The 22760-nt window shown below is 64.3% G+C and carries 22 protein-coding genes; 7 read left to right on the forward strand and 15 right to left on the reverse strand.

The genetic code is table 11. The features are described 5' to 3' along the window. Window positions 1–3: 3 nt before the first annotated feature. From NLI84_RS04755 to hda, 7 genes are all read right to left on the reverse strand, one after another. Complete coding sequence (locus tag NLI84_RS04755; protein ID WP_255988541.1) at window positions 4–891, reverse strand: tyrosine recombinase XerC; 888 nt, start codon at window positions 889–891, stop codon at window positions 4–6. A gap of 1 nt (window position 892) precedes the next feature. Then, window positions 893–1594: a DUF484 family protein gene (locus tag NLI84_RS04760; protein WP_255988542.1), complete on the reverse strand. Its 702-nt coding sequence runs from the start codon at window positions 1592–1594 to the stop codon at window positions 893–895. A gap of 20 nt (window positions 1595–1614) precedes the next feature. Beyond that, complete coding sequence (gene dapF / locus NLI84_RS04765; RefSeq protein WP_255988543.1) at window positions 1615–2445, reverse strand: diaminopimelate epimerase; 831 nt, start codon at window positions 2443–2445, stop codon at window positions 1615–1617. Window positions 2446–2561: 116 nt separating this feature from the next. After that, on the reverse strand, window positions 2562–2978 hold the full coding sequence (locus tag NLI84_RS04770) for a CoA-binding protein (RefSeq protein WP_255988544.1): 417 nt from the start codon (window positions 2976–2978) through the stop codon (window positions 2562–2564). A 12-nt stretch (window positions 2979–2990) separates the two neighbouring features. After that, on the reverse strand, window positions 2991–5816 hold the full coding sequence (locus NLI84_RS04775; protein ID WP_255988545.1) for an EAL domain-containing protein: 2826 nt from the start codon (window positions 5814–5816) through the stop codon (window positions 2991–2993). Window positions 5817–5967: 151 nt separating this feature from the next. Then, window positions 5968–7284, reverse strand: a complete 1317-nt coding sequence (gene argA / locus NLI84_RS04780) for an amino-acid N-acetyltransferase (protein WP_255988546.1) — start codon at window positions 7282–7284, stop codon at window positions 5968–5970. 141 nt (window positions 7285–7425) lie between these two features. Further along, window positions 7426–8091 carry a DnaA regulatory inactivator Hda gene (gene hda / locus NLI84_RS04785; protein ID WP_255988547.1) on the reverse strand — a complete coding sequence of 222 codons (666 nt, stop codon included), beginning with the start codon at window positions 8089–8091 and terminating at the stop codon, window positions 7426–7428. 163 nt (window positions 8092–8254) lie between these two features. Here hda and purM point away from each other — a divergent pair, with 163 nt between their 5' ends. The 4 genes from purM (at window position 8255) to NLI84_RS04805 (ending at window position 12410) form a co-directional block, all read left to right on the forward strand. Next, entirely contained in the window at window positions 8255–9292 is a 1038-nt protein-coding gene (purM, locus tag NLI84_RS04790; protein WP_255988548.1) for a phosphoribosylformylglycinamidine cyclo-ligase, read from the forward strand. 94 nt (window positions 9293–9386) lie between these two features. Then, window positions 9387–9989: a phosphoribosylglycinamide formyltransferase gene (gene purN / locus NLI84_RS04795; protein ID WP_255988549.1), complete on the forward strand. Its 603-nt coding sequence runs from the start codon at window positions 9387–9389 to the stop codon at window positions 9987–9989. 6 nt (window positions 9990–9995) lie between these two features. Next, a complete protein-coding gene (locus NLI84_RS04800) occupies window positions 9996–11135 on the forward strand; it encodes a DUF3108 domain-containing protein (protein ID WP_255988550.1) in 1140 nt (379 codons plus the stop codon). Between the two features lie 12 nt (window positions 11136–11147). Continuing rightward, the gene (locus tag NLI84_RS04805; protein ID WP_255988551.1) at window positions 11148–12410 is read left to right on the forward strand and encodes an RsmB/NOP family class I SAM-dependent RNA methyltransferase; all 1263 of its coding nucleotides are present in this window, start codon (window positions 11148–11150) and stop codon (window positions 12408–12410) included. A 59-nt stretch (window positions 12411–12469) separates the two neighbouring features. Here the strand turns inward: NLI84_RS04805 and NLI84_RS04810 are convergent, their stop codons facing one another. The 7 genes from NLI84_RS04810 to NLI84_RS04840 all read right to left on the reverse strand — a co-directional run bounded on the left by NLI84_RS04810 (window position 12470) and on the right by NLI84_RS04840 (window position 17854). Then, on the reverse strand, window positions 12470–12901 hold the full coding sequence (locus NLI84_RS04810) for a ClpXP protease specificity-enhancing factor (protein ID WP_255988552.1): 432 nt from the start codon (window positions 12899–12901) through the stop codon (window positions 12470–12472). Window positions 12902–12970: 69 nt separating this feature from the next. After that, window positions 12971–13576: a glutathione S-transferase N-terminal domain-containing protein gene (locus tag NLI84_RS04815; protein WP_148717189.1), complete on the reverse strand. Its 606-nt coding sequence runs from the start codon at window positions 13574–13576 to the stop codon at window positions 12971–12973. Between the two features lie 176 nt (window positions 13577–13752). Further along, on the reverse strand, window positions 13753–14532 hold the full coding sequence (locus NLI84_RS04820; RefSeq protein WP_255988556.1) for a cytochrome c1: 780 nt from the start codon (window positions 14530–14532) through the stop codon (window positions 13753–13755). A gap of 10 nt (window positions 14533–14542) precedes the next feature. After that, window positions 14543–15895: a cytochrome b gene (locus NLI84_RS04825; protein WP_255988557.1), complete on the reverse strand. Its 1353-nt coding sequence runs from the start codon at window positions 15893–15895 to the stop codon at window positions 14543–14545. Window positions 15896–15905: 10 nt separating this feature from the next. Next, window positions 15906–16496 (reverse strand): ubiquinol-cytochrome c reductase iron-sulfur subunit, encoded by a 591-nt coding sequence (gene petA / locus NLI84_RS04830; protein ID WP_255988559.1) that lies wholly within the window; start codon window positions 16494–16496, stop codon window positions 15906–15908. Window positions 16497–16592: 96 nt separating this feature from the next. Further along, window positions 16593–17102, reverse strand: coding sequence for a hypothetical protein (locus NLI84_RS04835; protein ID WP_255988560.1), 510 nt, complete (start codon window positions 17100–17102; stop codon window positions 16593–16595). Continuing rightward, window positions 17099–17854 carry a Nif3-like dinuclear metal center hexameric protein gene (locus tag NLI84_RS04840; protein ID WP_255988561.1) on the reverse strand — a complete coding sequence of 252 codons (756 nt, stop codon included), beginning with the start codon at window positions 17852–17854 and terminating at the stop codon, window positions 17099–17101. The genes NLI84_RS04835 and NLI84_RS04840 overlap by 4 nt, the downstream gene beginning before the upstream one ends. Window positions 17855–17869: 15 nt before the next feature. Here NLI84_RS04840 and NLI84_RS04845 point away from each other — a divergent pair, with 15 nt between their 5' ends. Then, window positions 17870–19027 carry a Do family serine endopeptidase gene (locus NLI84_RS04845; RefSeq protein ID WP_255988562.1) on the forward strand — a complete coding sequence of 386 codons (1158 nt, stop codon included), beginning with the start codon at window positions 17870–17872 and terminating at the stop codon, window positions 19025–19027. A gap of 112 nt (window positions 19028–19139) precedes the next feature. Here NLI84_RS04845 and NLI84_RS04850 read toward each other — a convergent pair whose 3' ends face one another. Then, window positions 19140–21104, reverse strand: coding sequence for a monovalent cation:proton antiporter family protein (locus NLI84_RS04850; protein ID WP_308445818.1), 1965 nt, complete (start codon window positions 21102–21104; stop codon window positions 19140–19142). Window positions 21105–21238: 134 nt separating this feature from the next. On the opposite strand from NLI84_RS04850, the gene NLI84_RS04855 reads away from it, so the two are divergent. Together NLI84_RS04855 and kdsC are read left to right on the forward strand one after the other, a co-directional pair. Further along, a complete protein-coding gene (locus NLI84_RS04855) occupies window positions 21239–22228 on the forward strand; it encodes a KpsF/GutQ family sugar-phosphate isomerase (protein ID WP_255988563.1) in 990 nt (329 codons plus the stop codon). Between the two features lie 16 nt (window positions 22229–22244). After that, the gene (gene kdsC, locus NLI84_RS04860) at window positions 22245–22760 is read left to right on the forward strand and encodes a 3-deoxy-manno-octulosonate-8-phosphatase KdsC (protein ID WP_255988564.1); all 516 of its coding nucleotides are present in this window, start codon (window positions 22245–22247) and stop codon (window positions 22758–22760) included.

Below are 22760 nucleotides of genomic sequence, written 5' to 3' on the forward strand. Positions count from 1 at the left end.
CGTCTAGTCGGGCTTGCGCTTGGCGCGCGGATGGAACTGGTCGTAGGCCTGGGCCAGCGCCATATAGTCCAGATGGGTATAGACCTGCGTCGTCGAGAGATTGGCGTGGCCCAGCAGCTCCTGCACCGCGCGCAGATCGTGGCTGCTCTGCAGCAGGTGGGTGGCGCAGCTATGGCGCAACTTGTGCGGATACAGCCGCTCGGCGATGCCCAGGCGCTGCCGCCAGGTGCGCAACCGGGCCTCGATCGCGCCGACGCTCAGGCTGTTGCCGGTCTTGCCGACGAACACCGTCCCCACGCCATCGCGCGCCAGTTGCGGGCGCTGCAGCAGCCAGCGCCGCAGCGCGTCGATCGCCACGCGGCCAACGGGAACGATACGCGTCTTGTTGCCCTTGCCGGTCACCCGCGCCAGGCCATGATCGAGATCGAGCTCGGTCAGTGTCACGCTCGCCAGCTCCGAGACACGCAGCCCCGAGGAGTACGCCAGCTCGAAGATCGCCTTGTCGCGGCACGCGAGGATGTCGTCGTCGGGCAAGGCGTCCAAGAGGGCGGCCGTGGCGTCGACCGTCATCGCCGCAGGCAGGCGCTGCGCGCGCTTCGGTGGCCGGATACCGGCCAGCGGGCTCGCGCTCCAGCCCAGATCGCGCTGCATCACCTTGTAGAAGGTGCGCCAGGCGGAAAGCACGCGGGCGATGCTGGCGGGCGACAAGCCCCCTGAGCGCATTTGCCGCACGTAGCCACGCACGTCGGTCGGCGTCAGCACATCGAGCGCCTTGTCGCCGGCGTAGCGCGCGAGCCGCGCCAGATCATCGCCATACGCCTTGCGGGTGTGGGCGGAGGCGGTGTGCTCGCCGGCGAGGTAACGGGCGAAATGATCGAGCGGCGCGCTCATGTCAGGCTTCGTCGTGCGCCTCGACCGGCAGTTCCTCGACTTCGACGCGGGCCGTGGTCGGGGCAAGCCGCAGCACGGTGGCCGAGACGATGTCCGAGAGCCGCTGCAGATACAGTGTGCCCATGTCCGGGTAGAAGCGGTTCTCGTCCTCGCTCGCCAGCACCAGCACTCCGAAGGGCTCCTCGCCGGTGCGCAGCGCGAACTGGGCGAACGATTTGAGCGCCGGGCCGGCATCGTCGAACCAGGCCAGCACCTCGTCGGTGACGTAGGGGCCGCAATAGGGCGAGACCAGATTCTGCGCCAGCTTGACCACGCTCTCACCCACCTGCTCGAACTCGCGCAGGCTCGAATCGGACGGCAGCCATAGCCGGATCGCCACGTGCGGCACATGGAAGCGCTCACGCAGATGGTATTCCAGCGTGCCGATCACGCCGGACAGATCCTCGGCCTGGATCAGGTCGACGGTGAGCCAATGCAGCCGCTCGGAGATCACGTCGTTATCCTCGCCGAACTGCAACAACTCGGTCAGGCGCCCTTCCAGCGCGCGATTCTTGTCGCGCAGCGTCAACAGCTGGCGCTCTGCCAGCGACACGGCCTGGCCGCGATGCGAGTGCGGCACGTAGATATCGGCCACCTCTTCGGCGTATTCGTCGAAGAACGCCGGGTTCTGCTTCAACCAGCCCAGGATGTCGTCTGCCTGCATCGTGTTCTCCTTGTCTTGGTTCAAATCTGGATCTGGCCTTCGAAAACGGAGACCGCCGGCCCCGTCATCAGCACTGGGGCGTCGCCGCCCTGCCAGCGTATGGTGAGATCGCCACCGCGGGTATGCACGCGCACGGTGTCACCCAAGAGGCCGCGACGGATGCCGGCGACCACCGCCGCGCACGCGCCCGTGCCGCAGGCCAGCGTTTCGCCGGCGCCGCGCTCGTAAACACGCAACCGGATCTCGTCGCGGCCGACGATCTGCATGAAGCCGGCGTTCACCTTGCGCGGAAAGCGCGCATGGCGCTCGATCAGCGGGCCCAGCGTCTGGACCAGCTCAGTATCGACATCGTCGACCACCTGCACCGCATGCGGATTGCCCATCGACACCACGGTGATGTCGACCACGCGGCCGCCCACGTCCAGCGGATGGACAACGGCATCGGCATCGGCCACGAACGGCACCTCGGCCGGCAGCAGCTCGGGCGGGCCCATGTCGACGGTCACTTCGCCATTGGCTTCCAGCCTGGGATAGATCACGCCGCGCGCCGTCTCGACGGCGAGCTCGCTCTTGGTCGTCAGGCCAGCATCGCGCACGAACTTGAGGAAGCAGCGCGCGCCGTTGCCACAATGCTCGACCTCCTCGCCGCTGGAATTGAAGATGCGGTAGCGAAAATCATGCGCCGGATCGCTGGCCGGCTCGACCAGCAACAATTGGTCGAAGCCGATGCCGAAGTGGCGATCGCCGAGCCTTTGCACGGTTTTGGCATCGAGCGTGATGGCTGCGCGCACGCCATCGAGCACGATGAAATCGTTGCCGAGGCCCTGCATCTTGGTGAAACGTAAATTCATGGCTTGCTCAGAGTAGCGGGGTCATCCGCAAGGCTAAACGCCGCAGGCCGCCGGGACAAGCGGCGCGTGCCGAACAGCGTGGCTCGAGGCATGGGCCGGCAAGGCACCCAGGCGCCCTATGCTGCCAGGCGCAGATACTCGATCTTGATACAGCGATCCATCACGACGGTGATGCCCGCCGCCGCCGCACGCGCCGCTGCCGCCTCGTTGACGATACCAAGCTGGATCCAGATCGCCGGCAATTGCAGGCGGATTGCTTCGTCGACCACGGCATCGATTTCCTCGGCCCGGCGGAACACGTTGACGAGGTCGATCTTGCCCGGCACGTCCGCCAGCGTGCTATAGGCGGGCTCGCCCAGCACCTCTGCCACCCGTGGCCGCACCGGCACGATGGCATAACCAGCTCGCTGCATGAACTGCGATACGCCAAAGCTCGGCCGCGCCGCATTCGGCGACAGACCCACCACGGCGATGCGATGCACGCGCTGCAGCAGCTTGCGGATCTCGTCGTCACTGGGATTCTGGAAGGCCATGTCGTTCCCCTGTCAGGCTTGGGTGTCAGCGGAGAGTAGCCCGGGATGATCGCGGTGCGGCTTGTCGAGGTAATAGCCCTGTACCAGGTCGATGCCGAATTCGACCAGCATGTTGAAGATGGTTTCGTTCTCGACGAATTCGGCAATGGTGGTCTTGTCCATCGCATGTGCCATGTCGACCATGCCGCGCACGAACACCTGGCTGTCCCGGTCATTGGGCAGGTCACGCACGAAGAAGCCGTCGATCTTCAGGATGTCGGCCTTGAGCTGCTTCAGATACGCAAACGAAGCGAAGCCGCTGCCGAAGTCGTCGAGACAGACGGTACAGCCGGTGGCGCGCAAGGCGTCGATGAAGCGCTGGGCATCCGACAGATCGGATACCGCGGCGGTTTCGGTCAATTCGACCAGCAAGCGCCTCGGGTCGACGCGGTGCAGCATCAGCAGGCGGCTGATGAAATCCGGCAGTTCGGGCTCGTCGAACGAGCGACCCGAGACGTTGATCGCGATCGACACCTCCGGGCGCTGCGCCAGGAGCTCGATCGTGCGCTTGATCACCCAGCGGTCAATGTCGATGATCTTGCCGGTCTTTTCGGCATGCGGAATGAAATGACCCGGCATCACGAGGCTGCCCGGATTCTGCACATCCTTCATCCGCAGCAGCGCCTCCAGGTGCGCCAGCTTGCGCGTTTTCGCGTCGTAGATGCCCTGGAAGTGCAGCTCGAAGCCATCGTTTTCCAGCGCCTCGACGATACGGTCCTTCCACGACAGCCTGGTGAGCGCGCTGCGCGACATATCTGCATCGGGCCGGTACAGCCGCCAGGTCGACTTGCCGGCCGACTTGGCCTGGTACATCGCCGAATCGGCGTGCGCGACGAGCTCGGCCGCGTTATTGGCGTGCTGTGGGAACATCGCGACGCCGACCGACGACGACGGCCGCAGCACATGGCCATCGATGTTGAACTGAATCTGCGAAATACCGGCGACGATGCGCTCGGCGAGCTTGCCGACCTCGAACTCGTTGCAGTCGGGCACCAGCACGGCGAACTCGTCGCCGCCCAGGCGCGACAGCACCTCGTGGCGACGCACCTGTCCGCCGATCTCGCGGGCGATGGCCTTGAGCAACTCGTCGCCGATGCCGTGGCCGAAGGTGTCGTTCACATGCTTGAATTCGTCCAGATCGAAGAACAGCAGCGCCATCGTCGCCTGCCGCCGATCCGACTCGGACACCATGCGCTCCAGTTCCTGCTGGAAACGGTGGCGGTTGTACAGGCCGGTGAGCGCATCGCGCTCGGCCAGGTTGACCATGCGTTCGGCCAGGATGCGCTCCTGCGTCACATCCTCGTACACCCACATCCGACCGCGATCGCTGCCGCCGCCAACGCGGTAGCACTGCTGCGTCAGCACCCGGCCGTCGTTCATCATCAGCTCGCCATAATCGACGCGCTCGTCGGCCAGCGCCGATTCCTGCAGATAATGCGCGACGATGTCGCCGATGGCCGGACGATTCTCCGCATGCTGCAGCACCTGGCCGATGGGCTTGTCGATGATGGACACCGCCGGCGCAATACCCCACAGCATGCAGAATGCCGGGTTGTGGAAAATCACCCGGTTGTCGTGATCGACGAACAGCACGCCAAAGCGCATCGCGGACAACAATGCATTCAAGCGGGCGCGCTCGCCTTCGGCGCGTTGCAGATAGCTCTGGCCCAGCGCCTGGATCTGTCGCAGCTCGATCACGGCCTTCCGTAGCGCGAGACGATCGTCCTTGAGTTCGGAGTTGTCGCGGATCGACGCGCGCAAACCGAGGTAGACACCGTCGCTGCCATAGATCGGCTGCCACGATGCCGAGGCCCAGAACAGGCTGCCATCGCGCCTGACCGCGCGGAACTCGAAATCCTGCACCGACGAGCGCTCGTCCAACGCGCGATCGAGCGTCTCGGTCAGCCGCATCCGCTCCTCGGGGCTCGCCAGCGACAAAGGGAAATCGCCCAGGCGCATACACTCGGCCATGGCGTAGCCCGAGAGCCGGGTGACCGACGCATTGAGCCACACCAGCTTGCCCACAGGATCGAGCCACAGCTCGGTGGAATAGGTGTAGTCGGCTATGGCGTGGAACTTCTCTTCGTTCTGCCGCATCGCATCGACCCGCTCACGGATCGAATTCGCCATTTCGTTGAAACGGTGGGTCAGCTGGGCCACTCCGTCGCCGCCGACAGGTTCTGGCAACGCGGCGTAGTCGCCCGTCGCCGCCGCCTCGGCCGCGCCGATCAGGCGATGCAGGCGCCGGGTCAGCCATAGCCCCAGGACAGCCATCAACACCACCGACACGATGATGCCGGCAATGACAGTCACCGCGTTCTGGAAAGTGAGCCGGTCGATCGCCTCGCGCATGATGCCGGTGGTGATGCCGAAGTGCAGTTCGCCCAGCGTCTCGCCGCCATACTGGATGGGGGTATGGGCGTGGATGATAGGCGGAATCTCGGAAAGCCCCGTCAGCGGGGTCGCCGGAGGCAGTGCCTGCGCGATATCCCAGCCACGGCTGGCGACGATATGGCGCTGCGCGTCGAACAGCACCAGATAGTCTATGCCCTCGGGTGCGCGCAGGCTGTCGATCAGCTCAGATGCTTTTGCCGGATCGTGATTGACGAGCGGGCCCGCCAGCGCCGCATTGAGCAAGCGTCCCAGCTCCTCGACGCGCATCGTGGTGGACGCCGCCGTCGTTTCGGACCAGATGCGCGAGGTATTGAACAGCAAGAAGGCCAGGATCGTGCATTGCACGAGCACACTGGCCACGATGAGGCGGGTACGCAGGGAAGCGGGCACGGGAATGAGACGCATCGGGTCTGGCTCGCCGCCTGGACAGCGGCTCGGCCTCCTCTTGTATTCGTAGTTGGTGCTGCCGATCAATCGCCCCGGGTCGGCAACGCGCGGCGATCCCGCCATCTATCGTTGCACGCGCCCGTGGCCGGCTACATCGAGACTACCGCACTCAGCGCCGTAACGTCTTGATGAACACCTTGGAACGCCGTTGATAGTTGTATAGCTGCTTTTTCTCCATCGGCAGCTCGTCGACCGACCCTTGCGCAAAACCGCGCTCGACAAACCAGTGGCTGGTGCGCGTCGTCAAGGCGAACAACTGGGCCATGCCCAGTGTACGCGCCTGCTGTTCCACATGACGCAACAGCGTAGCGCCACGATCGGCATCGCGGTAATCAGGATCGATCACGAGACAGGCGAGCTCGGCCATCTTGCTGTCGGGGAAGGGGTGGATGGCGACGCAGCCGATGATCTTGCCATCGTGTTCCAGGATGGAATAACGGTGGATTTCGCGCTCGATCAGCTCGCGCCCGCGCTTGACCAGCACCCCCTGCTCTTCCAGCGGCTCGATCAGCGCCAGCAGGCCGCCGACGTCGTCGATCGTGGCCTGGCGCAGCGTTTCCAGTGATTCGCGCGAGATCATGGTGCCGATCCCGTCGCGGGTAAAGAGCTCCATCAACAGGCCGCCGTCGACATGGTGGCTGACGAGATGCGCCCGCAATACGCCCTGCCGAACCGCCCGAATCGCGCACGGCAGATAGAGCCGCATATCCTCGGGCTGGTTGTTGCATGCAGCCAACAACTGCTCGGCCTCGAGCGCCGTCATCTCGGTCATCAGCTCGCCATCGGCATCGAACACGCCGTCGTGCTCCGAGAGGAATAACAGCTTGTCCGCCTTGAGCGCGATCGCCGCACTGGTCGCCACGTCTTCCAGTGGCAGGTTGAACACCTCACCGGTCGGCGAGTAACCAAGCGTGGACAGCAGCACCATCTCGCCGTCGTCGAGCCGGTAGTTGATGGCCGTGGTATCGACCTTGCGTACTTCGCCGGTGTACATCAGGTCGATGCCGTCGCGCACGCCCATGGGCTGCGCGGTGATGAAGTTGCCGGCGGAGACGCGGATATCGGCGTTGGCCATCGGCGAGTTGGCCAGGCCCATCGACAGCAGCGATTCGATCTCGACCCTGACCTGGCCCACGGCCTGAATCACGCACTCCAGCGTTTCAGCGTCAGTGACGCGCAAACCTTTGTGGTAGCGCACGTCCAGTCCGCGCTCGGCCATGCGCACCTCGATCTGGGGCCGCGCACCATGGACGATGACGAGGCGTACCCCCAGGCTGGTCAACAGGTTGATGTCGTGCGTCAGCGTGACAAAACGCCCGTCGCGCACCACTTCGCCGCCGAGCGCGATCACGAAGGTGCGCCCACGGAATGCGTGGATATAGGGAGCGGCCTGGCGGAACCACTGGACGATTTCGTCTGTTTGCATCGGGACTATCCATGAACGCGCCGTCCGGCGCTGTGTAAGCATACCTGCTGCCCAGCCCGCTTTGTATCTGCGCAGCCGGCGGCCCGCTGCAAGCGCGACGGGTGGACAAGGCGAAGGCGCCGTGAAGCGGGTGCTCTGTTGCTAAAGCGACCGTTCCGACAGCAACACCTCGCGCACCAGCGGCACCGTTACCGCGCGGCGCTGCGACAGCGCTTCGATGTTCACGCGCTCGAGCAAGGCATTGAGGCTGGGCAGATCGCGCACGGCGTGGCGCAGCAGGTAATCGGCGACTTCGTCGGAGAGCTCGAAACCCAGGCCGAATGCACGGCGACGCAAGGCGGCCGCCTTGTCGCCATCCGACAGCGCGCGCAACTGGTAGACGAGGCCCCAGCCCAGCCGCGTGGTCAGGTCATCGCGCAGGCCGAGCAGCATCGGCGGCTTGCTGCCGGTGGCCAGCAATCGCCCCGTGCCTTCGCGCAGCGTGTTGTAGTGATCGAACAGGCGGATCTGCTCGTCGGGGTCGAGCGCGTCGACCCCATCGACAATGAGCACGGCGTCGTGTGGCAGCGACGTTGGCAAGGGCGCGGGCGGAGCGATGACCGCGACCTCCAGCCGCGCGGCGGTGGCGTCGAGCAGATAGGACTTGCCGACCCCTGCCTCTCCCCATAGATAGAGAAAGCGGATATCGTCGGCACCGGCCACCCATTCGCCGAGCATGAACAAGGGCTCGGCATTATCGCCGGCGACATAGCCCTCGAAGCTCGGCACCGCCGGCAACTGCAGGTCCAGCACCATTTGCTGGCTCATGCTCGACCCACCAGTTGGTGGCGCGACATGCGACGGGCGATCAGGCGTTTCATGGCGGGATACGGTAAACTGTTGCGCTTTCTAGCAAAACCGGGCCCATTCTAGCGGCAAAGCCTGCGTCACGCACGGCAACGCCGGGCCCCCGCATCTTCACGAGGCCTTCATGACCACCCCCAGCCTGAGCTACCGCGATGCCGGCGTCGACATCGACGCGGGTGACCAGCTTGTCGAGAACATCAAGCCCTTTGCCAAGCGCACCATGCGCCCGGAAGTCCTCTCGGGCATCGGCGGCTTCGGCGGCTTGATCGAAATCTCCAAGAAGTTCAAAGAGCCGGTGCTGGTCTCGGGTACCGATGGCGTTGGCACCAAGCTCAAGCTCGCGTTCGAGTTGAACCGCCATGATACGGTGGGGCAGGATCTGGTCGCGATGAGCGTAAACGACATCCTGGTGCAGGGTGCGGAGCCGCTGTTCTTCCTCGACTACTTCGCTTGCGGCAAGCTCGACGTGGACACCGCCACCGAAGTGATCCGCGGCATCGCTCACGGCTGTGAATTGTCGGGTGCTGCACTGATCGGTGGCGAAACCGCCGAGATGCCCGGCATGTACCCGCCCGGTGAATACGATCTCGCCGGCTTTGCCGTCGGCGTGGTGGAAAAATCCAAGGTCATCACCGGCGCCGACATCAAGCCGGGCGACGTGGTACTGGGCCTCGCGTCCAATGGCGCGCATTCGAACGGCTACTCGCTGGTGCGCAAAATCCTGCATCTCACCGATGCCGACTACGCGGCCAAGTTCGACGGCGATCGTTCGCTCGCCGACGTGGTGATGGCGCCGACCCGCATCTACGTGAAGCCGCTGTTGAAGCTGATCGAAACGCTGACGGTGAAAGGCATGGCCCATATCACCGGTGGCGGCATCACCGAGAACGTGCCGCGCGTGCTGCCCGACAACGTGGTCGCCCAGATCGACGGCAAGAGCTGGACCTTCCCCAAGCTGTTCCAGTGGCTGCAGCAGGAAGGCAATGTCGCCACCGATGAAATGCACCGCACCTTCAATTGCGGCGTCGGCATGGTGGTGATCATCGCCGCCGACGATGCCGAACGCGCCAGCGCGCTGCTAGCCGCCGAAGGAGAAACCGTCTACCGCCTGGGGGCCATCCGCCCCCGTAACGGCGACGAACACCAGACGCAGATCGTCTAACTCCCAAGGCAAGAGGGAAGGAAGAAGGGGGAAGCGCAAAACCGGACCCGGTTTTCACCCTGCTCCCTTCCCTCTTCTCCCTTCCCGGTTTCCCATGAAAAACATCGTCATCCTGATTTCCGGCCGCGGCAGCAATATGCAGGCCATCGTCGACGCTGCCGTCCCCGAAGCACGCATCGCCGCGGTGGTCAGTAACCGCGCCGACGCGGCGGGGCTCGCCTGGGCTGCCGAGCGTGGCATCGCCACCGCCGTGCTCGATCACAAGCAGTTCGATGGTCGCGAGGCCTTCGATACCGCGCTGGCCGCCTTGATCGACGGCTACGCGCCCGATCTGGTGGTGCTCGCCGGTTTCATGCGCATCCTCACCGCCGGTTTCGTCACGCATTACGAGAACCGGCTGATCAACATCCACCCCTCGCTGCTGCCGGCGTTCACCGGCCTGCACACGCACGAGCGCGCCATTGCCGAGGGCGTGAAATTCGCCGGCTGCACCGTGCATTTCGTCACCGCCGAGCTCGACCATGGCCCCATCATCGCCCAGGCCACCGTGCCGGTACTGGAAGACGATACGGCGGACGACCTCGCCGCCCGGGTGCTGAAGGAAGAGCACCGGCTCTACCCGATGGCAGTGCGCCTGTTCGCGCAAGGCCGCTTGCGTATCGATGGCGGGCGCGTGCGCGTGCTGCCGCCGCAATAAACGCCAATGCGCTGGCCAGTCTGGCTGAAACGGCGGCGCATCCTGTTCGGTGCATTCGGGCTCTCGCTGCTACTGCATCTGTTCGGCCTGAGCGGCGACACGCTGTACCTGCTCGCCGAAACCACGCAGCTGCACTCGAGTACACCACTGCGCCCACCCAAACAGAAACTGGCGCAGACGGATATCTCCAGCCTGCTGCTTCCACCCGAACTGCAGGGTGTTACCCCCGTCGATACGCTGCAGGTCGCGCTGGGCCTGCCGCCTGCTGCGCCCGCCGTGGCCCCGGCAAACGCGCCAGCCACGCCGCAAGCCGCCCAGGCCGTGCCGCACCCCACACAGCCCGTAGCCGCGACCGTGATGACGCCAACGCCGCAAGCCGCTGCAACGCCGCCACCCAATCCACCGGCCGCGACGGCCTCGGCCGTGGCCACGCCGACCCTGCAGCCAACGCCAGCCCCCAGCCCGACCCCCGCTCCGGCTTCGTCCGCGCCTCAGGGCGGCAAGCCAGGCTTTCCACGCAACGCCGAAATCGTCTATTTCTGGGGGCCGATCCCGGCACGGCTGACCTGGCACGTCGAGCACGGTCAGTACGAGGTGAAGCTGCGCGGCTCGCTTCCAGGCAACAAGCGCGAACTCTCCAGCCGTGGCGAAATCACCGCGGACGGCGTGCGCCCGCTGGAATTCACCGACCTGCGCAACGGCGAATTGCGCAGCCAGGCGCAATTTAACTGGGCCAGCGGCAGCGCTACGCTGAACGACAAGGGCAAACTCAAGATCGAGCCGCTATCGCCGGGCGATCAGGATCTCTTTTCCGCGGCCTTCCACCTGGCGATGCGCGGCCTCGCAGACAGCACCTTCTCGCTGTTCAATGGCCGCAAGCGTTATCCCGATGTCCATTTCACCCTCGCAGGCGAAAGTACGCTGCAGGTGGGCGACCAACAGGTCGACGTATTGCTGCTGCAAGGACGCTACGAGGATAGAGAATTCGATTTCTGGCTGGCGCCCAAGTGGCACAACCTGCCGATACGCCTGCAAGCCAAGATGGGTAAGGACGGCAGCAGCTACGATATCGTTGCCGGCCGGATCACCATCGACGGCGAGACCGTGCTACAACCGGCCCTTGGCGCGCAGGAACGCCGGCCCTAACCAGAGCAACACATGATCACCACGACCCAATACCACGCCATCCTCGACGCGCTCGAACAGGTGCTGCCCTTCACCCAGCCGGCCGATGTCTGCCTGTCGCGCTTGTTTCGCGAACAGAAGAAGCTCGGTGCGCGCGATCGCGCCGCCATCGCCGAAACGGTGTTCGGCCTGCTGCGCGCGCTGCCCAAGCTCGAATGGGTGGCCGGAGCCTATGCCGGCCCGCGCATGTGGCTGCTGTGCTACCTCTCGGCCGTCGAGAAGCGCAATCTGAAAGAACTCGCGACCATCTTCAACGAAGAGCAGCTCGAACGCGCCAAGCAATGGAAAGCCACCGACTGGAGCACCGCGCCATTGAACGTGCGCGCGGGCCTACCGCTGTGGGTAGTCGAAGCGCTGCAGGCCGAAGGGCGTAGCGAGGACGATGTCATCGCGCTGGGCACGGCCATGCTGAGCGCTGCACCGCTCGATCTGCGCGTCAACCTGCTCAAGGCCAAGCGCGATGCGGTATTGGGTGCGCTGAGCGAGGGCGACTTCAAGACCGAGGCAACACCGTATTCCCCCTGGGGGCTGCGCCTTGCCGGCAAGCCGGCGCTCAACAAGCACCCGCTGTTCCTTGACGGCAGCATCGAGGTGCAGGACGAAGGCAGCCAGCTGTTGGCGCTGCTCACCGGCGCCAAGCGCGGCCAGATGGTTGCGGACTTCTGCGCCGGCGCCGGCGGCAAGACGCTGGCCATCGGCGCAATGATGCAGAACACCGGCCGGCTCTACGCCTTCGATATCTCCGAAAAACGCCTGGCCAACCTCAAGCCACGCCTGGCGCGCTCGGGGCTGTCCAACGTGCAGCCGCAACTTCTGGCAAGCGAGCACGACCAGAAGGTGAAGCGGCTGGCCGGCAAGATGGACGCGGTGCTGGTCGACGCGCCGTGCTCGGGTCTGGGCACGCTGCGCCGCAATCCGGATCTGAAGTATCGCCAGTCCGCGCAGAGCGTGGCCGAGTTGAACGCCAAGCAGGGCAGCATCCTCGCTTCCGCCGCTCGCCTCGTCAAAACCGGCGGGCGCCTCGTCTACGCCACCTGCAGCGTGTTGCAGATCGAAAATCAGGCTATCGTCGACGCCTTCCTCGCCGCGCATCCCGAGTTCGAGCTGTTGGATGCGCGTGAATTGCTGGCGCGCGACAAGATCGACATCCCGCTCGATGGCCCTCTGCTGCAACTCGATCCACGCCAGCACGGCACCGACGGCTTCTTCGCCGCCGTGATGCAGAAAAAGGGCTGATCCTAGCGATGCCCTACAAAAATCCCGCTCAAGAGCGGGATTTTTGTAGGCAGTGAGGCTTACTTCACCACACGCAGTTGCGGACGGCCGCCGGAGGGGCGCGGCGGTTCGTCGTCCGGGCCGTCGCCGTCCTCGGCACGCGGCGAATCGGTCGGCGTTTCGGCCGCATCCTCGGGCACACCCTCGTACTCGAAGCCCATGCCCTCGCCGTTCTCGCGCGAAAAAATCGATACTACCGCACCCACCGGAATCACGATCTCGCGCGACACGCCGTTGAAGCGGGCGGAGAAGCTGACGTAATCGTTGCCCAGCGTGAGGTTGCGCGTGGCGTTGTAGCTGATGTTGAGCACGATTTCGCCGTTCTTCACGTACTCCATCGGCACCTGGAGCTTGCCGCGCACGGCAACGACCAGATAGGGCGTGAAGCCGTGGTCCGAGCACCATTCATGGATGGCGCGGATCAGATAGGGCTTGGTCGAAGCGGATTGCATGGGTGGCTTCTCCTGCAGGGTGGGCAAGATCGAGGGGCCAAGGCATCGCGCCCTGACCCTCGCCCGCGATTACTTGCGCATTGCCTTTTCGTTCGGGGTGAGCGAATCGATGAAGGCCTGGCGGCTGAACAGGCGCTCACCATACTTCATCACCGGCGCCAGCGCCTTGGTGACTTCGATTCCATAGTGGTCAAAACGCCACAGCAGTGGTGCGATGGCCACGTCGAGCATCGAGAACTCCTCGCCCAGCATGTACTTCTGCTTGGCGAAGATCGGCGCGATCTGGGTCAGGCTGTCACGGATGGCGACACGGGCGCCTTCCAGTGCCTTCTTGGTGGCGGCGCCGTCTTCCAGCGTCTTCACATGGACGAACAGCTCGCGCTCGAAATTGAACAGCATCAACCGGGTACGGGCACGCATCACCGGGTCGGCCGGCATCAGCTGCGGGTGCGGGAAGCGCTCGTCGATGTATTCGTTGATGATGTTCGACTCATACAGCGTGAGCTCGCGCTCGACCAGTACCGGCACTTCGTTGTACGGGTTCATCACGGCGAGGTCTTCCGGCTTGCTATGCACGTCGACGTCGATGATTTCGAAGTCCATGCCCTTCTCGAACAACACGATGCGGCAACGGTGGCTGAACGGGCAGGAGGTGCCGGAATAAAGCTTCATCATGGGGCGGATTCTCCGGAGGACGATTTCGGTGAAACGGCGATTTTACCAGTCGGGGCCATGCCGAATCCAGAAAACGTGCATAAGCGACTGTTATTAAATGGAATTTCGCCATTCAATCGAGCGTAGAAATCCAATGAAAAAGGCGCCTTGCGGCGCCTTTTTCATGCTGGTGCAACTCAGTGGATGTCGCGCCAGTATTCCTTCTTCAGGAAGTAGCTGATCGGCACCAGGATGAACAACAGGAACAACAGCACGGCATAGCCGATCTGCTCGCGCTTCACCTTGGCCGGCTCGCCCAAGTAGACCAGATAGTTGACGAGATCGCCCACGCGCTTGTCGTAGTCGGCCTGGTCAAAGCTGCCATTCTCGGCCACGCGGGTCAGAAGGCCCGGCTTTTCGAGCTTGAGCGATATATGGTGCTCTTCCTTGCCGGTCTCGTGGTTCTTCACCGTCTTGATCACCGGCACCTGCTGGCCCTGCAGCTCCCACAGCACGTGCGGCATGCCGACGCTCGGGAACACCAGGTTGTTCCAGCCGGTCGGGCGCGACTCGTCGCGATAAAAGGTGCGCAGATAGGTGTAGAGCCAATCCGCGCCGCGCGAACGGGCGATCAGCGACAGATCGGGCGGGGTGGCACCGAACCAGGCCTTGCCGTCGGCCGCCTGCATCGCCACCCGCATTGGTTCGCCGACCTTTTCGCTGGCGAACATCAGGTTCGCCTGGATCTGCGCTTCCGTCAGGCCCAGATCCTGCAGCCGGTTGTAGCGCATCGCCGCCGCACCATGACAGGACAGGCAGTAGTTGGCGAAGGTCTGAGCGCCGCGCTGCAGCGATTCGGCATCGCGCAGATTGACCGGAGCACGATCCAGATGCACGCCGGCTTCGGACGCATGCGCCACCAGCGGCGCTGCGGCCAGCAGCAGTACGGACAGCCATTTCTTCATGTTTTGTTTCATGGCGGCTCCCTTAAATCACCATGGCGAACGTCGTCGCCAGCACGATGGTCAGGGCAAACAGCGCCACAAAGCGCACCTGACGGCCCAGGTTGGTGTCGGTCACACGCTCGGGTACCGCCTTGGGCGTACCCAGCTTGCTGTACCACGGCATGCCCAGGAAGAAGGCGAAATAGACCACCGACAGGATCTGCGCCACGATGGTCCGGGTATTGGTCGACGGCAGCGCACCGAGGATGCCCAGACCGATGAAGGCAGTGACAAAGGCGACCAGCACCCACTTGAAGATCGGGCTTCGATAGCGGATCGACTTCACCGGGCTGCGATCCAGCCACGGCAGGAAGGCAATCAGCACCACGGCGGCGCCCATCGCCAATACGCCCCAGACCTGGGTGCCGAGGAACGACGGAACCGCGCGCAGGATGGCGTAGAACGGCGTGAAGTACCACACCGGCGCAATGTGGGCTGGTGTCTTCAACGGATCGGCAGGGTCGAAGTTGGGGTGCTCAAGGAAGTAGCCACCCATTTCCGGCAGGAAGAACACGATCAGCGAGAACACCACCAGGAACACGGCAACGCCGAAGATGTCCTTGACCGTGTAGTACGGGTGGAAGGGGATGCCGTCGAGCGGAATACCGGTCTTCGGATCCTTGAGCTTCTTGATCTCGACGCCATCCGGGTTGTTGGACCCGACTTCGTGCAGCGCCACCAGGTGAGCGACGACCAGCGCCAGCAGCACCAGCGGCACGGCGATCACGTGCAGCGCAAAGAAGCGGTTCAACGTGACATCGGACACGACGAAATCGCCGCGGATCAGTTCGGACAGGTCCGGACCGATCACCGGGATCGAGCTGAACAGGTTCACGATCACCGCCGCGCCCCAGAACGACATCTGGCCCCAAGGCAGCAGGTAACCGAGGAACGCTTCGGCCATCAGGCACAGGAAGATCAGCGTGCCGAAGACCCAGATCAGCTCGCGCGGCTTCTGGTACGAGCCGTAGATCAGGCCGCGGAACATGTGCAGGTAGACCACGACGAAGAACATCGACGCGCCGGTGGAGTGCATGTAGCGGATGATCCAGCCGCCCGCCACGTCACGCATGATGTACTCGACCGACATGAAGGCCGTCGAGACATTGGTGCCGGGGATCAGGTTGCCATCCGGCTTGTAGTTCATCGTCAGGAAGATGCCGGTGACGATCTGGATCACCAGCACCAGCATGGCCAGCGAGCCGAAGAAGTACCAGAAATTGAAGTTTTTCGGCGCGTAGTACTCGGAAACGTGCGCCTTCCAGGTCGACGTCAGCGGGAAGCGGTCATCGACCCAACCCAGCGCCTTTTGAGCGGTTTGTTCTAGTTTGCTCATGCTCTACCCCTTACTGGTCTGCGCCGACGAGCAGCATGGAATCGCCGTTGCCGAAGAATTTGTACGGCGGGATCACCAGATTGGTCGGCGCCGGCACTCCCGAGAAGACGCGGCCGGCCAGATCGAACTTCGAGCCATGACAGGGGCAATAGAAGCCGCCCAGCCATTCGGGCCCCAGATCCGCAGGCGCAAGATCGGGCCGGAACGTCGGCGAACAGCCCAAGTGGGTACAGACGCCCTCGGCCACCCAGATATCCGGCTTGCGCGAACGGCCTTCGTTCTTGCAATACTCGGGCTGCACGCTGCCGTCGGACGCGGGATCGACCAGCTTGGGCGTGTTCTTGGCAAGGCTGGCGACCATGTCCGGGGTACGCTTCACCACCCAGACCGGCTTGCCGCGCCATTCGACGTTGATCTTCTCGCCCGGCTCAAGCTTGCTGATGTCGACCTCGACCGGCGCACCGGCGGCCTTGGCCCGCTCGGATGGGAGGAAACTTGCAATGAAAGGGGTCGCAATGCCAGCCACGGCCACGGCGCCTGCGCCGCTGGCCGCGACGAGCAGGAAGCGCCGCTTGTTGTTATCAACCTGCTGCTCACTCATTATCCAGTCCCTGATTGTGGAAGTTCTGGCTTATAAACCGCCGAATTCTAACCGAGCGTAGCGGGAACTGAAAGCAGCGCCCTCTCTCGATGTTTTTCAGTTCCAGGTTCCCGCCACCTTGTAGCGCGCAAATTCCTGCAGCAGGCGCTCGGAAACGGCGGAAGTGATGTCGGCCACCTTTTCCTTGGCCGTGCCTGGATAGCTGATCTGGTAGGCGCGCGCCGCCACCTTCACCCCACCCTTCACCGATTGCAGGGTATAGCGCACCCTGGCCTGGGTGGGCCGCTTGGCCCGTGCGACCGGCGCGGTGAACTCGATGCGATTGCGGGTCTTGGTCACCACCTTCATGCCGCGCGACAAGCGATATTTCTCGATATCGATCATCACGTCCTGCACGGTGCGGCCTTGCAATACCGCGGACGGCGCATTCTTCATGCGCTTGAGCTCAATCTCCGGCAGTACCTCGTCCTGAGTCGGCACGGGCGTCGGCGTCGGCAAATTGATCGACGGATCAGGGATGGGGTCCTGCTGAGGCTGCAGCAAGCTGCACGCAGACACGGTGCAGGCCACGAATAGGGCCAGCAGTAGCTTGTTGCTCGGGGTCATACGGGGTTTTCACACTCCAGGTGAACGACTTCCAGTGCCAGCTGGCTGGCAAGGTGCTCGCCGAGCGCACGCACGCCGTAGCGCTCGGTCGCGTGGTGGCCCGCGGCGATAAAGGCGATGCCCGACTCGCGGGCAAGATGGGTGACGAACTCCGACGCTTCGCCGGTGATGAAGCAGTCGATACCGCCGCGCGCGGCCAGTTCATGGAAATAACTCTGCGCGCCGCCGGTACACCAGGCCACGCGCCGCACGGGCTTACCCGCATCCCCGATGACCAGCGGCTCGCGCCCCAGCGCCTCGGAGATACGCGCGCCCAGCGCGGCCAGCAAGGGCGCGCCGGGCGCCTCGCCCAGCCAGACCATGTCCTGCTCGCCGCAGCGCGCGGTGGCAACGAGGCCCAGCACGCGCGCGAGTTCCGCGTTGTTGCCAAGCGTGGGGTGGGCATCGAGCGGCAAGTGGTAGGCCAGCAGGTTGATATCGTGCGCCAATAGCCGCGCGATGCGCTGCCGCTTGGTGCCCACCACGGGCGCGGCCTCGCCCTTCCAGAAATATCCGTGATGGACCAGCAGCGTGTCGGCGCCAGCCGCGATCGCGGCATCAATCGCATCCAGACTGGCGGTGACCGCGGTGGCCAGCTTGCTCACCTCGGCACGCCCCTCGACCTGCAGACCGTTCGGGCAATAATCGCGCCAGCGCTCAGGCTCTAGCAGTTGTCCGATATAATCGATGAGTTGCGCTCTTGGTACGGCCATTTCATCCCACGGTCTATGAAAAAACTCTGGCTGATTTTCGCACAAACCACGACCATCGGCCTCGCCGCTTGGTTCCTGATCACGCTGCTTCAGCCGCAATGGCTGCCGCGAACTGCTTCCACGCAACAGCTCGTCACCGTTGAAGAGGCTGGCAAGACCGCCAGCGCGCCATCCAGTGCGGCAGCGTCGTACCGCAATGCGGCGCAGCGTGCCATGCCGGCGGTAGTCAACATCTATACCGCCAAGGAAGTGCGTCAGCGCCATCCGCTGCTCGACGATCCGGTGTTCCGCCGCTTCTTCGGCGATGGCCTGGAGGGCGACGACACGCAGCGCGCCTCCAGCCTCGGCTCCGGCGTCCTGGTGTCCAAGGATGGCTACATCGTCACCAACAACCATGTGGTCGAATCGGCCGACGAGATCCAGGTGGCGTTGGCCGACGGGCGCACCGCGCAGGCGCGTCTCATCGGCACCGACCCGGAAACCGATCTGGCAGTGATCCGGATCGAGCTCGACCAGCTGCCCGCCATCGCCTTCGCCGATGACAGCCAGACCCAGATCGGCGACGTGGTGCTCGCCATTGGCAATCCGTTCGGGGTCGGGCAGACCGTAACCATGGGCATCGTCTCGGCCACCAAGCGCACCCAGCTGGGCATCAACACCTTCGAGAACTTCATCCAGACCGACGCCGCCATCAATCCGGGTAACTCCGGCGGCGCGCTGATCGACACGCAAGGCAATCTGCTCGGCATCAACACGGCGATCTATTCGCGTACCGGCGGCTCGCTGGGCATTGGTTTCGCCATTCCGGCCAGCTCCGTGAAGCAGGTGATGGAAGCGATCATCAAGGACGGCAGTGTGGTGCGCGGCTGGCTGGGCGTGGAGCCGCAGGACGTCACCGCGGAGCTCGCCACCTCCTTCAAGCTGAAGGAAGCCAGCGGCGCGCTGGTGGCCGGCGTGGTCCGCAATAGCCCGGCCGACCTCGCCGGAGTGCGGCCTGGCGACATCGTGCTCACAATCAACAACCAGCCGGTCAGCAACACCGAGGCGTTGCTGAACCTGATCGCCGGGCTCAAGCCCAATCAGCAGGTGGCGCTGCAGCTCTATCGCGATGGCAAGCCGCTGACGGTGCCGGTGACGATAGGCAAACGGCCGGCGTTCCAGCAGCGCCAATAGCTGCAAGGCGCCCAGCCGACTGAGACGGCTCGGCTGGCGCACAAGCCTAGTCGCGACGCGCCCTGCCAGTGGCGCCGCGCACCGTCTAACCCATGCGGCCACCGCCCAGACATCAGTGCCCCTGCTGCAACAGCATCTCAGCCGCAGCCAAACTCTCGGGGTCGCCCAGCAATACCAGCACATCGCCCTCGGCCAGCTCGAAATCCGGGCTGGGTTGAGCCGGGGGCATGTTCTTGCGGCGCAGACTCTTCACTTCGACGTGTAGGGCGGCAAGATCGAACTCGCCCAGCGTCTTGCCGACGGCGTTGGCGCCACCTACCAGCAACAGCGTATGCAGCCGCGGCAGTGGCCGCTCGCCGTCTTCCAGATCTTCCACCGTGCCGCGGAAGAAGCCGCGGAACATCTGGTAGCGATCCTCGCGCACCGCGCGGATACGCTTGAGCACGCGATTGAGCGGCACGCCCAGCATCATCAGCGTGTGCGACGCCAGCATCAGGCTGCCTTCCATGATCTCCGCGACCACTTCGGCGGCGCCAGCGGCCTTCAGCTTGTCAATATCACTATCGTCGTAGGTGCGCACGATCACCGGCAGCTCGGGGCGGATCTGGTGCACCAGCTCGAGAATGCGCAGCGCCGAGTGCGTATCGGCATAGGTGACGATCAACGCGCGCGCGCGCATCAGGCCGGCCGCCATCAGCACCTCGCGCTTGGCGGCGTCGCCAAACACCACCGATTCGCCCGCGGCCGCCGCCTCGCGCACTTTTTCCGGATCCAGGTCAAGCGCGAAGAAGGGGATCTCCTCCTGATTGAGCAGGCGCGCCAGGCTCTGCCCGCTGCGACCATAACCACAGACCACCACGTGGCCCTGGCTTTGCATGGTGCGCACCGCAATCTGGTGCAGGTTGGCCGCCATGCTCATCCATTCGGACGCCGCCAGCCGCAGCACCAGCTTGTCCGAGTGCTGCAGCACGAAGGGGGTCGCCAGCATCGACAACACCACGCTGGCGATGAGCACCTGATGCAGCTCGGCCGGCATCAGCCCGTAGAGAGCCGCCAGCGCCAGCAACACGAAGGCGAACTCCCCGCCCTGCCCCAGCGCGAAACCGGTGCGCAGGCTGTTGCCCGGCGTATGCCCCAGCGCGCGCGCCAGCGCAGCAATCAGCAATATCTTGCCCGGCAGCAAGAAGACGAGCAGCAACAGGACCAGCCACCATTGCTGGGCCAGCGTGCCGAAATTCAGATTCATGCCCACCGTCACGAAAAACAGGCCCAGCAGTAGATCGCGAAATGGCCGGATATCGTCTTCCACCTGATATCGGTATTCGGTTTCAGCAATCAACATGCCGGCGAGAAAGGCACCCAGCGCCAGCGACAACCCCGCCATTTCGGTCAGCCAGGCGATGCCCAGCGTCACCATCAGCAGGTTGAGCATGAAAAGCTCGCTCGAGTGCTGCTTGGCAACCAGGTTGAACCACGGCCGCATCAGCTTCTGGCCGACATTGAGCAGCAGCACCAGCACGAACACGATCTTGAGCGCCGCCAGCCCCAGCGCCCACAGCATTTCCTCGCCGGGCCGGCCCAACACCGGCAGCATGATCAGCATGGGCACGACTGCCAGATCCTGGAACAGCAGGATGCCGATCGCATTCTGCCCATGCGGGGCATTGAGCTCGTTGCGCTCGGACAACAGCTTGGACACCATCGCTGTCGACGACATCGCCATGGCGCCGCCCAGCGCCAGCCCCACCTGCCAGCTGTAGCCAGCCAGCATGGCCGCGCCGCCCGCCAGCGCAGCCGTGGTCACCACCTGGGCTGCGCCCAGGCCGAATACCACACGGCGCATCGCATTGAGCTTGGCCAGACTGAACTCCAGCCCCAGCGTGAACATCAGGAACACCACGCCGAACTCGGCCAGGTGCGTCACCTCGTCGCCGGAAGCGATCAGGCCCAGCGCATGTGGCCCGATCAGCATGCCGACCAACAGATATCCGAGCATGGCGGGCAGCTTCACCGTGCGACAAAGCACAACGGTGACCACGGCGGCGGCGAGCAACAGGAGCAGGGAGGAGAGGTGCACGAGTATAGAGGCGGTCAGGACAAGGTCGCCCCGATTATAAGAGGACTCTGACAAATACGCCCTAGCGGTATTTCTGCAATCAGGACCGATTCTTGCTAGCGGCAGCAGCGCGCGCTCTTTTATACTGGCGGCTTATGGCGACCACTCCCACCCCGCCGACAGGCAGCACCGCGCAGGAGCGCGCACAACGCGTCCTCAACATCGAGGCGAGTGCTCTCGCGCGTCTGGCCCAGCGGGTCGACGCCGGTTTCGACGTCGCCGTAAAGCTGATCCTGGCCGCGCACGGCCGCGTCGCCGTCACCGGCATGGGCAAATCCGGCCATATCGCGCGCAAGATCGCCGCCACGCTGGCATCCACCGGAACGCCGGCGCTGTTCGTCCATCCGGGCGAGGCCGCACATGGCGATCTGGGCATGATCACCAGCAACGACGTGGTGCTGGCCTTGTCCTATTCCGGCGAAAGCGACGAGCTGCTTGCCTTGCTGCCCAGCCTCAAGCGGCTGGGCACGCCCATCATTGCGCTGACCGGGATCGCCGATTCGACGCTGGCACGTGTAGCGGACGTGGTGCTCGACGGCAGCGTCGAGCAGGAAGCCTGCCCGCACAATCTGGCACCGACCGCCAGTACCACGGCTGCGCTGGCACTGGGCGACGCGCTGGCCGTGGCCGTGCTCGAAGAGCGCGGCTTCAAGCCGGAGGATTTCGCGCTATCGCATCCGGGCGGCAAGCTGGGCCGCCGCCTGCTGATCCGCGTACGTGACCTGATGCACAGCGGTGATGCCGTGCCCGCAGTACCCTGCACCGTCTCGCTGCGCGATGCCCTGCTGGAAATCAGCCGCAAGGGACTCGGCATGACGGCCGTGATCGACAACGCCGAACAGCTGATCGGCATCTTCACCGACGGCGATCTGCGCCGGGCGCTCGATCGCGGCATAGATGTGCACAACACGGCCGTTGCCGACGTGATGACGCGCAACCCGGTCACCATAGAGGCCGAGCAACTGGCCAGCGAAGCCGTCGCCATCATGGAACGCAAACGCTGCAACGGCCTGCTGGTCACCGAGGCCGGCCGGGTCATCGGCGCCATCAATATGCACGATCTCTTGCGCGCGCGTGTGGTTTAGAAGAAGGAGAACGACAGTGACCGAACAAGCCCGCGCCGTGCGCATGATGATCTTCGATATCGACGGCGTGATGACCGATGGCAGCCTCTATTACACCGATGCCGGCGAGGAATTGAAGGCTTTCAATTCGCTCGACGGCCATGGCCTCAGGATGCTGGCAAGCACCGGCGTCAAGCTGGCCATCATCACCGGGCGCCAATCCCGACTGGTGGAACACCGCGCGCGCAACCTGCAAATCGACTACCTGTATCAGGGCGCGCACGACAAGTTGGCCACCTTTCACGAACTGCTCACCGAGGCCGGGCTCAGCGCCGAGCAATGCGGATATGTCGGCGACGACGTGATCGATCTGCCAGTGATGCGCCGGGTTGCATTTGCCGTCGCGGTTCCCGATGCGCCCGAGCTGGTGCGCGAGAACGCGCATTACATCACCCGCCAGGGTGGCGGTCGCGGCGCGGTGCGCGAAACGTGCGAACTGGTGATGCGTGAACAGGGTACGCTCGACGGCGTGCTCGCCCAGTACCTGCGCTGA

It is taken from the genome of Chitinolyticbacter albus (assembly GCF_024437655.1).
Classification (GTDB): Bacteria; Pseudomonadota; Gammaproteobacteria; order Burkholderiales; family Chitinibacteraceae; genus Chitinolyticbacter; species Chitinolyticbacter albus.

Bases quoted from the DNA above. Each gene is read 5' to 3' on its own strand.
- NLI84_RS04755 (WP_255988541.1), bottom strand. From the start codon at position 891: ATGAGCGCGCCGCTCGATCATTTCGCCCGTTACCTCGCCGGCGAGCAC.
- NLI84_RS04760 (WP_255988542.1), bottom strand. From the start codon at position 1,594: ATGCAGGCAGACGACATCCTGGGCTGGTTGAAGCAGAACCCGGCGTTC.
- dapF (WP_255988543.1), bottom strand. From the start codon at position 2,445: ATGAATTTACGTTTCACCAAGATGCAGGGCCTCGGCAACGATTTCATC.
- NLI84_RS04770 (WP_255988544.1), bottom strand. From the start codon at position 2,978: ATGGCCTTCCAGAATCCCAGTGACGACGAGATCCGCAAGCTGCTGCAG.
- NLI84_RS04775 (WP_255988545.1), bottom strand. From the start codon at position 5,816: ATGCGTCTCATTCCCGTGCCCGCTTCCCTGCGTACCCGCCTCATCGTG.
- argA (WP_255988546.1), bottom strand. From the start codon at position 7,284: ATGCAAACAGACGAAATCGTCCAGTGGTTCCGCCAGGCCGCTCCCTAT.
- hda (WP_255988547.1), bottom strand. From the start codon at position 8,091: ATGAGCCAGCAAATGGTGCTGGACCTGCAGTTGCCGGCGGTGCCGAGC.
- purM (WP_255988548.1), top strand. From the start codon at position 8,255: ATGACCACCCCCAGCCTGAGCTACCGCGATGCCGGCGTCGACATCGAC.
- purN (WP_255988549.1), top strand. From the start codon at position 9,387: ATGAAAAACATCGTCATCCTGATTTCCGGCCGCGGCAGCAATATGCAG.
- NLI84_RS04800 (WP_255988550.1), top strand. From the start codon at position 9,996: ATGCGCTGGCCAGTCTGGCTGAAACGGCGGCGCATCCTGTTCGGTGCA.
- NLI84_RS04805 (WP_255988551.1), top strand. From the start codon at position 11,148: ATGATCACCACGACCCAATACCACGCCATCCTCGACGCGCTCGAACAG.
- NLI84_RS04810 (WP_255988552.1), bottom strand. From the start codon at position 12,901: ATGCAATCCGCTTCGACCAAGCCCTATCTGATCCGCGCCATCCATGAA.
- NLI84_RS04815 (WP_148717189.1), bottom strand. From the start codon at position 13,576: ATGATGAAGCTTTATTCCGGCACCTCCTGCCCGTTCAGCCACCGTTGC.
- NLI84_RS04820 (WP_255988556.1), bottom strand. From the start codon at position 14,532: ATGAAACAAAACATGAAGAAATGGCTGTCCGTACTGCTGCTGGCCGCA.
- NLI84_RS04825 (WP_255988557.1), bottom strand. From the start codon at position 15,895: ATGAGCAAACTAGAACAAACCGCTCAAAAGGCGCTGGGTTGGGTCGAT.
- petA (WP_255988559.1), bottom strand. From the start codon at position 16,496: ATGAGTGAGCAGCAGGTTGATAACAACAAGCGGCGCTTCCTGCTCGTC.
- NLI84_RS04835 (WP_255988560.1), bottom strand. From the start codon at position 17,102: ATGACCCCGAGCAACAAGCTACTGCTGGCCCTATTCGTGGCCTGCACC.
- NLI84_RS04840 (WP_255988561.1), bottom strand. From the start codon at position 17,854: ATGGCCGTACCAAGAGCGCAACTCATCGATTATATCGGACAACTGCTA.
- NLI84_RS04845 (WP_255988562.1), top strand. From the start codon at position 17,870: ATGAAAAAACTCTGGCTGATTTTCGCACAAACCACGACCATCGGCCTC.
- NLI84_RS04855 (WP_255988563.1), top strand. From the start codon at position 21,239: ATGGCGACCACTCCCACCCCGCCGACAGGCAGCACCGCGCAGGAGCGC.